The sequence below is a fragment of the Mumia sp. ZJ1417 genome (assembly GCF_014127285.1).
GTDB lineage: Bacteria > Actinomycetota > Actinomycetes > Propionibacteriales > Nocardioidaceae > Mumia.
In genome coordinates this window covers 1,149,246-1,161,756 of the sequence record NZ_CP059901.1, presented here as the reverse complement: position 1 = coordinate 1,161,756, position 12,511 = coordinate 1,149,246, and the positions used below count along the sequence as shown (strand labels likewise).

At 70.4% G+C, this 12,511-nt stretch carries 10 protein-coding genes and 2 tRNA genes; 3 read left to right on the top strand and 9 right to left on the bottom strand.

The window, feature by feature from the left end:
- Positions 1-7: 7 nt before the first annotated feature.
- Together H4N58_RS05520 and H4N58_RS05515 are read right to left on the bottom strand one after the other, a co-directional pair.
- Positions 8-1,021 (bottom strand): beta-propeller fold lactonase family protein, encoded by a 1,014-nt coding sequence (locus H4N58_RS05520; protein WP_167252046.1) that lies wholly within the window; start codon positions 1,019-1,021, stop codon positions 8-10.
- Entirely contained in the window at positions 1,018-2,529 is a 1,512-nt protein-coding gene (locus tag H4N58_RS05515; RefSeq protein ID WP_167252047.1) for an MFS transporter, read from the bottom strand. Before H4N58_RS05515 ends, H4N58_RS05520 begins: the two co-directional genes overlap by 4 nt.
- A 143-nt stretch (positions 2,530-2,672) precedes the next feature.
- On the opposite strand from H4N58_RS05515, the gene H4N58_RS05510 reads away from it, so the two are divergent.
- Entirely contained in the window at positions 2,673-3,041 is a 369-nt protein-coding gene (locus H4N58_RS05510) for a YciI family protein (protein ID WP_167007318.1), read from the top strand.
- A complete protein-coding gene (locus H4N58_RS05505) occupies positions 3,038-4,285 on the top strand; it encodes an RNA polymerase sigma factor (protein ID WP_167252048.1) in 1,248 nt (415 codons plus the stop codon). The genes H4N58_RS05510 and H4N58_RS05505 overlap by 4 nt, the downstream gene beginning before the upstream one ends.
- On the opposite strand, the gene H4N58_RS05500 is transcribed toward H4N58_RS05505, so the two are convergent.
- The 5 genes from H4N58_RS05500 to H4N58_RS05480 all read right to left on the bottom strand — a co-directional run bounded on the left by H4N58_RS05500 (position 4,264) and on the right by H4N58_RS05480 (position 9,821).
- The gene (locus H4N58_RS05500; protein WP_243845187.1) at positions 4,264-5,757 is read right to left on the bottom strand and encodes an SDR family NAD(P)-dependent oxidoreductase; all 1,494 of its coding nucleotides are present in this window, start codon (positions 5,755-5,757) and stop codon (positions 4,264-4,266) included. The two genes, H4N58_RS05505 and H4N58_RS05500, sit on opposite strands and share 22 nt — an antisense overlap.
- 36 nt (positions 5,758-5,793) lie before the next feature.
- On the bottom strand, positions 5,794-7,503 hold the full coding sequence (locus H4N58_RS05495) for an NAD(P)/FAD-dependent oxidoreductase (protein WP_167252049.1): 1,710 nt from the start codon (positions 7,501-7,503) through the stop codon (positions 5,794-5,796).
- A gap of 36 nt (positions 7,504-7,539) precedes the next feature.
- Positions 7,540-8,181, bottom strand: a complete 642-nt coding sequence (locus H4N58_RS05490) for a TetR/AcrR family transcriptional regulator (protein WP_167252050.1) — start codon at positions 8,179-8,181, stop codon at positions 7,540-7,542.
- An 88-nt stretch (positions 8,182-8,269) separates the two neighbouring features.
- Positions 8,270-8,343, bottom strand: a tRNA-Met gene (locus H4N58_RS05485).
- A gap of 242 nt (positions 8,344-8,585) precedes the next feature.
- Positions 8,586-9,821 carry a CdaR family transcriptional regulator gene (locus H4N58_RS05480; protein WP_208322962.1) on the bottom strand — a complete coding sequence of 412 codons (1,236 nt, stop codon included), beginning with the start codon at positions 9,819-9,821 and terminating at the stop codon, positions 8,586-8,588.
- Positions 9,822-9,927: 106 nt separating this feature from the next.
- Between H4N58_RS05480 and H4N58_RS05475 the strand changes: the two genes are divergently transcribed.
- On the top strand, positions 9,928-10,815 hold the full coding sequence (locus tag H4N58_RS05475) for an SGNH/GDSL hydrolase family protein (RefSeq protein WP_167007306.1): 888 nt from the start codon (positions 9,928-9,930) through the stop codon (positions 10,813-10,815).
- Between the two features lie 234 nt (positions 10,816-11,049).
- Here the strand turns inward: H4N58_RS05475 and H4N58_RS05470 are convergent.
- Positions 11,050-11,123: transfer RNA gene (locus H4N58_RS05470), tRNA-Met, on the bottom strand.
- 50 nt (positions 11,124-11,173) lie between these two features.
- Positions 11,174-12,448 (bottom strand): chloride channel protein, encoded by a 1,275-nt coding sequence (locus H4N58_RS05465; protein WP_167252051.1) that lies wholly within the window; start codon positions 12,446-12,448, stop codon positions 11,174-11,176.
- Between the last annotated feature and the right edge of the window lie 63 nt (positions 12,449-12,511).

The following is a 12,511-nucleotide window of genomic DNA, read 5'->3' as shown; positions in this document are numbered from 1 at the left end:
CGGGCGGCTACGACGGCCCGAGCGCGACCCACGTCGGGGCAGGCGTCGAGAACCGGCTCGTGAAGCCGCCTATCAGGTCGGCGCCGCCGAGCTCGTACGACACGATCGTGTCGGACTGCTCCCCCGCGACGAGGAGGTGCGCACCGGCGAGCGTGAAGTGGCGCGGCCACCGGACGCCGGCCGGGACCTCGGCGACCCGGTCGAGGGTGCCGGACCGGAGGTCGAAGAACGCGAGCGTGTCGGGGCCCCGGTTGGAGACGAGGGCATGGCCACCGTCGGCGGTGATCGCGATCTGCGCGGGCCAGGTCGTCTCACTGCTCGCCGTGGTCGGCACCTCGGCGAGCACGACAGCGTCGCCCGAGGCGCCGAGGCGTACGTGCAGCAACGTCGCCGACAGCTCGCCGACGACGAGCGCCGTCTCGCCATCGGGGGCGGTGACCACCTGCCGTGGCCCCGTGCCCGGCGGGAGCCGCCACGAGCCCTTCTCTTGCAGCCGCCCGTCCCCGGAGATCGTCAGCGAGGTCAGCCGGTCCGTCCCGAGGTCGACGCAGACCAACGCCTCCCCCGCGACGTCGGCGGCGATCATGTGCGGGTGCGGCGCGTCCTGCCGCGCGGGGTGCGGCCCTGTGCCGTGCAGCGTGAGCGTGTCGACCGTCGCCGACGGACGTCCCTCGGGCTCGAGCGCGACGAGCGTGACCGTGGCGCCGAGGTAGTCGGCCGTGAGCAACCACTGTCCGTCACGGGTCACGGCGGCGTGGCACGGAGCGGCACCGGTCGAGGCAGCGCCGACGACCGTCATCTCCCCCGTCACGTCGACGGCGACGGCCGTGACACCTCCTGAGAGCGTCTCGTTCGTGGCGTACGCGATCGGCAGCGTCGGGTGCCAGACGACGCACGACGGCGACTCCATCGCAAGCGCGCCCAGCGGCTCGATCACCCCGGTCGCGTGCACGCGCACCGCGCGCAGGCCGGGAGCACCGTCGGTCGTGTAGCACCCGAGGAGGGCCTGCGTCGTCGTCACGGACGGGACACTACCGGTGACGCCGAGGCACGTCGCGGCATGCGCCTCCGGACGTTGAGGGCGGCACAGCAGAGCAGCAGGACCGCCGTGCCGAGACCGACGGCGTGCAGCGCCTCCGTCCCTGCCACCGCGATCGCGTCGAGGACAGCATCACGTTGCGGCGATCCCTCAGCAAACGCCCGTGTCTGCGCCATGGTCACCGTCTCAGCACCGACGTCGAGCCCCGAGGCCAGCGGCCGCAGCGACAGCGCGAACACCGCCGTCGCCAGACTGCCGACGGCGGCGAAGCCGAGGGAGGAGCCGAGGTGGTTGCTCGTCTCGGCGAGCGCGGCGGCCCGTCCTGCGGCGGCCGGCGGAGCGCTGGAGACGACGCGGTGCGTGCCGAAGGCGAACAGCGGCCCGCATCCGAAGGCCGTCAGCGTGATCGCCACGACCATCGGCGCGTAGCCGGGCGCGGAGTCCGCCGAGACCGTCAGCTGCAGGAGCGCCCCCAGCGCTGCAACGACCAGACCGGCCGGGATCAGGACGTCAGGGTCGACGCGCCGGGCGAGGAGCGGAGCGGCGTACGACCCCGCCCCGATGCCCAGTCCCATCGGCATGAACACCACCGCTGCGGCCAGGGGCGAGAGGCCGACCACCGACTGGAGGTACTGCGTCACCCAGAACCCGGTGCCCGCGAGAACCACCGCGACGAGGGTCAGGCTCGTGACGGACACGACGATCACGCGCTCGCGCAGCAGGTCCAGGTCGAGGAACGGGACGGCGAGGCGGCCCTGACGGCGTACGAAGGCGACTCCGGCCGCGACCACCACCGCCACCGCAACCGCAGCGCTCGGCACCGGCGTCGCAGATCCGGGGATGCATGCCTTGACCGCCGTGAACAGCGCCAGGAGAGCGGCCATGAGCAGACCGGCGCTGAGCATGTCGACCCGCGGCGCCCGGTCGGCCGGACGTGACTCCGGGAGCAGCCGTCGGCCGAGCACGAGCACCACCGCGCACGTCGGGACCGCGAGCAGGAAGACCGACCCCCACCAGAACCAGTGGAGCAGGACCCCGCCCACCACCGGACCGAGCGAGGCGAACGCGAACTGGCACGTCGCCCAGGTGCCGATCGCCCGCGCACGGGCCGCGTCGTCGGGGAACACGTCGCCGATCAGGGCGAGCGTCGAGGGCATGAGGGTGGCGCCGGCGACTCCTTGGAGGACACGGGCGAGCAGGAGCGACTCCGGGGTCGTCGCGTACGCGGCGAGCACGGAGGCCACCAGGAATCCCGCGCAGCCGATCAGCAGGAGACGCCGCCGGCCGACGCGGTCGCCGACCGCTCCGGCCACGATGGCGAGCACGCCGACGACCAGCCCGTACACATCGGTGATCCAGAGCTGCTGGGTGGCCGACGCGCCGAGGTCGGCGGTGAGCTCGGGTACGGCGAGGAAGAGGACGTTGAGGTCGACGGCGACGACAGCCGTCGGCAGGAGGAGGAGCATCAGGCTCAGCCGTGGTGAGGTCATGCCCCCTGGTCGCCACGGGCACGCCGATCTCGACACCTCCAGCCGAATCGGGCGAAGATTCTCGCGACGTGGTGTCGTACCAGCGAGGACGGTGACGACCACCGATCGACACCCCGCCCCGGGGTCCCACCGCAGGAGGAATCGTGAAGTACCTGATCTTGATGCACGTCGACCCGACCGTCCTGGAGAACCTCACTGAGGAGCAGCAGCAGGCGATCGGAGACGGCCACACGCAGTTCATGGCCACGACCAAGGAGAACGGCGAGTTCATCGCCACCCAGGCGCTCGGCGACCCGAGCCGCTCGAAGGTCGTACGGAGCAACGGTGACCAGCCCGAGGTCACCGACGGCCCGTTCGTCGAGGCCAAGGAGTTCATGGGCGGCTTCTACCTGCTCGACGTCGAGGACGAGGCGCGCGCGATCGAGCTCGCCACCCTCATCCCGGACGCCCGCATCCCCGGCCTGGCTCTCGAGATCCGGCCGGTCGTGTTCTCCGACCTGGGCGACGGGTGACCGTACCCGGTCTCGACGGCGAGGGCCCGTGGCGCGTGCTGGCACCACGGACCCTCGCCACGCTGCTGCGCACGTACGGTCGCGACCAGTTCGAGGTGTGCGAGGACGCCGTGCAGGACGCGCTGCTCGAGGCACACGTCCACTGGACGAAGGCCCCGCCGGACGACCCGCAGGGCTGGCTGACGGTGACCGCCCGTCGCCGGTACGTCGACCGGGTACGCAGCGACCGGCGGCGCCGTGACCGCGAGGGTCGCGTCGCGCTCCTCGAGGCACCGCTGAGCCACGAGGGCGTGCAGAGCGACGACGCGCTCCTGCTGCTCCAGCTGTGCTGCCATCCCGCGCTCGCGCGCTCGGCCCAGGTCGCGCTGACGCTACGGGCGGTGGCGGGACTGTCGACGGCGCAGATCGCCAACGCCTATCAGCTGCCCGAGGCGACGATCGCCCAGCGGATCACCCGCGCGAAGCGCCGGCTCGCCGAGGTCGGCAGCGGGTTCACCCGTCCGGGCGACGTGGCCGAGCGCCTGGCTCCGGTTCTGGACGTCCTGTACGTGATGTTCACCGAGGCCCACCACACGACGAGCGGTGCGCCGGCCCACGACACCGACCTCGCCGGCGAGGCGATCCACCTCGCACGTCTGCTGCGCGAGGCGGCTCCCGACTCCACCGAGGTCGCCGGGCTGCTCGCGCTCACGCTGCTGACCGAGGCGCGCCATCCCGCGCGGGTCGGCGCACAGGGGCAGCTCGTCCCGCTCGACGAGCAGGACCGCAGCCGGTGGGACCGGTCGGCAGTCGACGAGGGACTCGCCCTGCTCGACGCGGTCGTCCCCGGCGCCGACCCCGGCCCGTACCTCCTCCAGGCGTGCATCGCCGGCGTCCACGCCCACGCACCCGACACGGATGCGACCGACTGGGACGAGATCCACGCGCTCTACACGGTGCTCGAGCACACCACCGACGGCCGCAACCCGACGATCACGCTGAACCGGATCGTCGCAGCGAGCATGGTGCGAGGGCTCGAGGCGGCGCTCTGCGACCTGGACGACCTCGAGGCTCACCATCCCCGGCTCGCGCGCGTCGACGCCGTCCGCGCCCACCTGCTCGAGCGCGCCGGCCGTACGGACGAGGCGGCCACCTCGTACCGTCGCGCGATCGCCGCGACCGTCAACGTCGCCGAGCAGCGCCACCTGCGCGACCGACTGCGAGCGCTCGGCCAGGGCCGCGGTCACCAGGGCGACGGCTCGTAGTCCTTCACGAAGCAACCGAAGAGGTCTTCCCCGCGCTCACCTAGCACGATCGGGTCGTAGACCCGGGCGGCGCCGTCGACCAGGTCGAGCGGAGCGTGCCACCCCTCCGCGGCGATCCGCAGCTTCTCCTGGTGAGGCCGCTCGTCGGTGATCCAGCCGGTGTCGACGGCGGTCATCAGGATCTTGTCGGTCTCGAACATCTCGCCCGCGCTGGTGCGGGTCATCATGTTGAGCGCCGCTTTGGCCATGTTGGTGTGCGGGTGGCCCGGGCCCTTGTAGCGGCGGGAGAACTGTCCCTCCATCGCCGAGACGTTGACGACGTACGCCCGCCGCGCACCCGCGTCGACCGCGGCGCGCATCGCCGGGCGAAGCCGGGAGACGAGCAGGAACGGCGCGATCGAGTTGCAGAGCTGGACCTCGAGCAGCTCCAGCGGATCGACCTGGTCGACGACCTGGGTCCAGGAGTTCGTGGTCTGCAGGTCCGGGAGCAGCCCGCCGGCATCCACGGCGGTGCCGTCGAGGTGCGCGGCCAGGGATGCCGAGCCGGCCTGGAGCGCCAGTGCGGTGATCGAGGCGGCAGTGTGCGCGGCCTCGGCGACCTCGAGCGACTCGCCCTCATGGTGAGCGACGGCCGTGGTCGAGAGTGCGCCGGCGATCGCGGCAGGGTGAGCCTCGGACATGCCGTCGAAGGAGACCATCTCGGGCAGCGCGATGTGCGGCGGCAGAGGGGCGTCCTCCATCTCGACCAGACGCGAGTAGGCGCCCGGCGTCCGCCGCACCGTCTGGCAGGCGTTGTTGATCAGGATGTCCAGAGGGCCTGCGGCGGCGACGTCGTCGGCCAGGCTGATCACCTGGGCGGGGTCACGCAGGTCGATGCCGACGACCTTGAGCCGGTGCAACCACTCGGACGAGTCCTCCATCGCGGCGAACCGGCGCACCGCGTCCTTGGGGAACCGGGTGGTGATGGTGGTGTGCGCGCCGTCGCGGAGCAGGCGCAGCGCGATGTACATGCCGATCTTCGCCCGACCGCCGGTGAGCAGCGCGCGCTTGCCGGTGAGGTCGGTCCGCTGGTCGCGCTTGGCGTGCGACATCGCCGCGCACCGCGGGCAGAGCCAGTGGTAGAAGGCGTCGACGAGGGTGAAGTCCTCTTTGCAGATGTAGCACCCGCGAGCGGTGATGAGCTCGCCGGCGAAGGCGCCCGGCGCATGCGAGACCAGCGGGATGCCGGCCGTCTCGTCGTCGATCCGCATCGGCGAGCCGGTGGCCGTCTTCTCGATGACGTCCTGGTCGTGTCGCTGCCGCTCCCGGCGGATCTCGTCGCGACGCGCCTTCTTGATCAGCTTGTACATGAACGACGCCTCCCGCTTGACCGTCCGGAGATCCGGGTGGTCGGGGTGGAGGTCGGAGAGCTGTCGGAGGACCTTGAGAGTGGTCGCGAGGTCGTCGGGGGCGATGCCGGGCTGATCGTGCACCCGGCGGATCCTACGTCACCGCTGCAACCGATCCCCTCAGCCGCTCGTCGGGGCAGCTGCCCGGGGGCGGCGGCGCACCGGTCGACGGATGTCGGACCGGGGCTTCGACGCGAGGAGCGGGTCGAAGTCGTCCGTGATCTCCGTCAGGCGTGCCTCGTCCACGAAGACGGCGCCCTCGCGCACCTCCTGGACGAGGTCGCGGCCGAGCACGGCGCCGGCCGTGCCCATGCCGCCGTAGATCGTGGCATTGATGCCGAACATGTGCTCCGTGCTTCCCCCCGCGAGGAACAGCCCCGGGATGTGCGTCGTCACGCGCGGCCGGAACGGTCCCAGGTTCTTCAGGAGCGGGGCGATGCCGTAGCAGGAGCCGTCGGTGGTGAGGGTGAAGCGCTCCTGGGTGATCGGGGTGGACGCCTCGCAGAAGACCATCCGCTCCCGGATGTCCGGGATCATCAGCTCGGCGGTGTCGAGCACGCGCTGGGTGAGCTCCTCCTTGAGCTCGAGGTAGCGCTCGTCGCGGCCGTAGCGCCCGCCGTCCGCAGGCCCTGTCTCGACGTTCCAGAACGCGTAGTCCTTGGGCGCCCAGCTCACGAGCTCGAGCGTCGAGTAGCCCGCGGGCGCCGAGTGCGTCCCCTCAGGATCCTTGGCGGTGGGGCAGCTGATGCCCACGGGCATCCGCTCGGGGCAGCGCCCCGCGGCGACCTCGCGGTAGTAGCCGTCGATGTCGTTGGTGGGCCACACCCAGGCCAGCGGCGGGGTGTCCCGCTCGCGCAGGTCGACGTCGAGGGCGACGTACACCGCGAACATCGGCAGCGTCATCTCCAGGCTCCCCAGCCTGCGCCGCAGCCGTCGGGTCAGGTGCTCGTCCCCGACCAGCTCCGCCCACGTCTTCTTGAAGTCGGCCGCGGAGACCACGGCCTCGGCGCGGATCTCCTCGCCGTCGCGAAGGCGGACACCGACGGCGCGCCCGTCCTCGATCAGGATCTTGTCGACCCTGGCCTTGGTGCGGACCTGACCCCCGTGCGTCTGGACGACGTCGGTGAGGTGGGCGCCGATGACCTGGCCGCCGCCCCGCGGGTAGTAGGCACCGGCCTGGAGGTAGTGATGGAGGAAGCCCGCGTGCATCGCCGTGGGCGTCCGGTGCGGGGGCCACGTGTAGTCGCCGTTCTCCGCGAGGACCACCGCCTGCGCGTCGGGGCTCAGACCGCACGCGGCCATCAGCGTCGTGATGGGTCGTACGCCCCAGCGCAGCAGCGCGAACGGGCGGCGGCGCGGCCGCTCGCGGGTGGCGATGGTGCGCATGATCGTGACGCAGCGACGAAGGCCCGCCTCCTCCTCGGGGAAGGCCGCGATCAGGCGGTCGAGGTACGTGTCCCAGCCGGTCGGCGTCTGGAACGTGGTGCCAGGGATCATCACCTGGCAGTGGCCCTCCGGGCGCTGTCGCAGCCAGTTGATGCGCTCGGTGAGCGCCAGCCCGGAGAGCGCGGTCTGCATCCGACCGCCGGGACCGCACTCGCCGACGTAGTGCGTGCCGACGTCGAACTCGAACTTGTTGCCCGCGCGGCGGAAGACCTGGGTGCTGCCACCGACGACCTGGTTGGCCTCGAGCACGAGCACCCGCTTGCCGTTGGCTGCGAGGTACGCCGCGCACGTGAGGCCACCCGGACCGGCGCCCACCACCACGGCGTCCCAGGTCTCGTCGCCGGCTTCGCGGCCAAGGGGCAGGGGCGTCGCTGTCTGCGTCATGGTGGACCGCTTTCCGAGGGAACCTAGAGGCGGACTCTAGTTAATCAGACCATCGAGAAGTGCCACCCCGGCCTCGCTCACTGCCCGCTCGATGCGCTCGGGCGACAGCATCAGGTCATCGCGCCGCAGCGCCAGCGCGGCGATCCCGTTCCAGGCGCCGAACAGGACGTACGACATGAGCTCCGGATCGACCCGGCGGATCGCGCTCGCCTCCACGGCATCGCGGATGCTCTCCTCGAACTCGCGCCGGAGCAGGCTGAACCGCGCGACGACCTCGGCCTCGACAGGCGTGCGAGGACCGCGTTCACCGGTCACGGTCAGGTACTTCACCACCGCGGGGTGTTCGAGGAGCAACTGCATGTAGGCGGTGCCGACACCGGCGAAACGCTCGAGCGGGGGCACCTCCGCCGTGTACGCCGATCGGAGCGCGTCCGTAGCCACGGCCAGGACCCGCTCGGTGACGGCTGCCAAGAGCGTGTCCTTGGTCCCGAAGTGCACGTACACCGAGGCGGCCGAGACCCCGGCCTGAGCAGCGACGTCCTCGACCCGGATCTCCTCCGGCGCCCGCTGCGACAGCAGGAGCTCTGCCGCGTCGAGCAGGAGCACGCGGGTGCGCTCCTTGCGACGCGACCCACGCGCGGCGGCGTCACCCGCGACGGGCTTCTGGGCGTCGGTCACGAGACACCACACTAGGGCCGCGAACGGAGCGCGAGAAAGCATCAGGGCCCGATCTGCGCTTCCGCAGATCGGGCCCTGTCTTTCTTTGTAGCGGGGACAGGATTTGAACCTGTGACCTCTGGGTTATGAGCCCAGCGAGCTACCGAACTGCTCCACCCCGCGTCGGTGACACGAGCCTAGCGGACGCCATCTCCGACCCCGCACGCGGGTTGGCCTGTGCGGTCACATCCCTCCCGGCCGCCACGGGTTGATGCAGGGGACGCCGAGGGCCGCGAAGTGCCGCGTGTTGCGTGAGACGACGGTCATTTCCGCCGCCTGGGCGACGGCCGTTCGGTGACGCGCTCACCCCTGCGGGAAGGTTGCGGATAAGGATCTGTTCCACGACGACCACGCGCCCGAGTTCCTCAACTACTGGCGCGGTCGGCCCGGTGGGCGCGGGCGATCAGCGCCGCCCGCAGCCCTGGCAGATCCTGGTGCCTGATCGGCGACAGGCCGGTGAGCGTGTCGATGCGGCGGATGCGGTAGTCGACCGTGTTCGGATGCACGTGCAACGCCGACGCCGTCGCCCTCCGATCAAGCCCTAGCTGCAGATAGAGCTCGAGCGTGTTGAGCAGCTCCGGCCGCGCCTCCAACGGTTCGAGAAGCATCGCGAGTCCCGGCAGCGCCGCCGTCGACCGACTCAGCTGATAGTCGAGCAGCACGTCGGCGAGCTGATACAGACCAGGCGGCCGTCCGGTACGGCGTACGAGGTCGATGATCTCGCGGTCCTGCGCGACGGCGCTCGGGATCTGCGAGGGCTTCACCACGCTTGCCGCAGCCGTGACATCGACGCCCGCTGACTCGGCGGCACCGGCGACGACCTTGCGCAAGTCATCCCAGTCGGCGGGGCCCTCCGTGGGGAACAGCACCGTGCCCCCAGTCGAGTCAAGACGTACGAGAGCCTGCTCCGCACCGACACGATCCAGCAGCTCGCGCACACGACGAAGCTTGCGCCGCGCAGCGATCCCCGCGCTGGCACCCGGCGCCTGCTCATCGGGGTGGGGCGCGATAGCAAGCACCATGGCGACGTATTCAGGTGCCGGCGTGAGCCCCGTCGACGCGTCGGCTTCGCCGGCCAGCAAGGCACTCATCGCCGCGTGCCGGCCCTCGTGCTCCTCACCGTCGACCAGCCGACGTGCCTCCATGTAGGCACTCGTGACAGCCACCACCATCTTGCGATGAACATCGAGAATGTGGCCCAACGCCTCTCGCATATCGGCGAGATCATCAGGGCTGGCGTCGGTGGATATCCGCTCCCAGCACATGGCCAGTCCAAGCTGATAGGCAGAAAGGATCGAGTCGAGGGGCACACCCTCGTCCGCGCGATGTGCCGCGGACTCGCGCAGCGGCTCGAACTCACCCGTCCTCGCCGGGCGCCGACGCTCGACGACGTCTGCGGTCATACGCAGGCAGCGCTCGACGATGTCGACGATGTCGTGGGTGAGCTCCTCGAAGGGGAGATCGGAATAGGCGGGGATCTCCGCGAGCATCTGCGCGACGACATTTCGGGCAAGCTCAGGCGCACCGATGCGCAGTCGAGACGCGATCGGCTCACCGGCGATCCGCAACGGATCCGCCGTTTCCCCCTTGTTGCTCGTCACAAAGCGCGCCTAATAAATCTAAGTCACATGATGATGAACTCGCTGTTACCACCTCGGCAGCATATTCCTCACCCGAACTATTCGCCGAGAACTTCGAGGTGTCAGCATGAGACTTCGCTTCATCAATTCCCGTCGCCGGACCGCCGTCGTCGCGCTCGCGACGGCGTGCATTTCGGCATTCGCGGGACTGGTTGTGGCGTCGCCGGCGACCGCCGACGAACCCGTCAAATACGTAGCCCTCGGTGACTCGATGGCCTCTGGACCCCTGATCCTTCCGTTCACCGGGCCGATCGCGTGCGGCCGCTCGACCCGCAACTACGCGCGCCTGCTCGCCGCGCAGGTCAAGGCCACGTCCTTCACCGACGTGACGTGCAGCGGCGCCGACACGGGCGACCTGTTCTCTCCCATGAAACTGTCGCTCGCTGGCGTTGACGCCGGCACCGCACCCGCGCAGCTCGATGCTCTGAAGCCTGATACCACCCTCGTCACACTCACGATCGGCGGCAATGACGCCGGCCTCGTCGGCGTCGCCCAGGACTGCATCCGGCTCAACTACTTCGCCACCCCGTGCATGAACGCGCTCACCGCTGGCGGTGTCGACAAGATCGCCAACCGGATCAATGATTTCGCGCCTGATCTCGCCGCGTCCCTCCAGCGCATTCACGCGCTGTCTCCGCAGGCGCGGGTCCTCGTCACCGGCTACGGGTACTACATCAAACGCAACGGATGCTGGCCGAAGCAGCCGTGGTTGCCGAAGGACGCAAACTACCTGCAAGAAAAGGTTCACCAGCTCAACGTCACGATCGCCGCGGTAGCGGCGGCCAACGACGCGGAATATGTCGACGTCGAGACGCCGAGCGTCGGGCACGATGCGTGCCAGGCACCCGCCACGCGATGGGTCGAGGGACTTGTTCCCACCAGCCCCGCATCTCCTCTTCACCCGAATGCCGCGGGCGAGGCAGCGTACGCCTCGATCATCGGCGCGACGCTCTAGGAGACTTCGCGGTCTCAGAGGTCGAAGCCACCTGACGCCTCGATGTCCTGGGCCGTGATCCAGCCGCTGCCCTCGGAGAGGAGGAACGCGATCACCTTGCCCACGTCCGATCCCTCGCCGACAGGCGACCCAGTTCGGCCTTCCACCCGCAAGGACGCCGCCCGGCTGCGGGTCGACGCGCGGCCACACGCACTCAGGCCCGCAGATCAACTGATCTGCGGGCCTGAGTCTTTGTAGCGGGGGCAGGATTTGAACCTGCGACCTCTGGGTTATGAGCCCAGCGAGCTACCGAACTGCTCCACCCCGCGTCGGTAGGTAAGACAGTACAGGACGCCTCCCGCAGGCCCAACCCTGCCCCTCACGCCGGCGCCTTCCGCCGGCGGCTCGCCATCGCGACCAGCACCCCCGACCCCGTCACCGCGATGTACGCGGTGAGGACGGCGACGGCGATCGGCACCGTCTCCAGCGCCCCGAGGTCCATCATGAGCGCCGCCATCAGGACGAGCGAGAACGGCGCGGCGACGATCGCCCCGGGCAGCGCGGCGAAGACGCAGCTGAACGCGAGCGCGACCGGGATGTCCGGCACGAGCAGGTGGATCGCATAGCCGTACGTCCCGCCGATGAACAGCATCGGGAAGAACGGACCACCGATGAAGCCGGACTCCGTACAGACCGCGAACGTGACCATCTTCGCCAGCACGATCACGAGCAGGAACCCGGCACCGAGGCTCGACCCGGACCCGACCACGGTCTCGAGCTGGTCGCTCCCGGTGAACAGCGTCAGCGGGAGCGCGACAGCGACGAGGCCGAACACCACTCCTCCGACCACCGGCCGTACGACCGTCTTCGTCGTGAGCGGAGCGACGAGCCGGCGCACCACCCCCGTGATGACGGCGAGCACGAGCGCGCCGGCCGCGGCAGCGAGCCCGAGGCCCACGCCCGCGAGGATGTGCCAGTCCTCGAACGTGTAGGAGGGGACCTCGTAGATGCCGAGGAACGTCGTCCCCGCGATCGGGTAGAAGATCGCGAACGCGACCGTCGCCGACACCAGCGACCCGAACACCACGTGCGTGAAGCGACGCCGGTGCGGCTTGGCCAGCTCGAGCACGAGCAGCGTCGCCACGATCGGCGAGGCGAGCAACCCTCCGTACGAGGCCGCTGTCCCGGTGAGCATCGTGGCCTTCTGCATGTCCGGATCCGTACGGCGCTGGCCGACGAGCGTGCCGAGTCCCCCGCCCATGGAGCCGAGTGCGGCCTCCGGACCGAGGCTGGCTCCGCCGACGAGGGAGACGGTCGACACGGCGACCGTGCCGGGCACGCTCCGCGGCTCGACGTGCTCCCCCTCCAGCTCGTCGACGAGCCCCGGCACGTGCGCCGGCATCCGCAGGACGTGACGGATGAGGCCGACGACCAGCCCAGCGCCTGCGGTGACGGCGACCCACCACCACCGCCCGCCCCACCAGCCGTTGCTCGTCGGGTCGCTCCAGAAGTCGCCGTTCTCGACGACGAAGAGGAACACCAGCCCTCCGAACGCGAGGGTGACGCCGAAGACGACAGCGTCGCGGAGCAGACGCCAGAAGTCACGCGAGTGCGCGAGCGGCGCCATCTGGAGCGTGTCCGTCTCGTCCGCCACCGGCCCCCGCCTTCCGCTCGACGTCGCGCACACGCGTCGGGCGCAACGTACCGCCGCGTACGG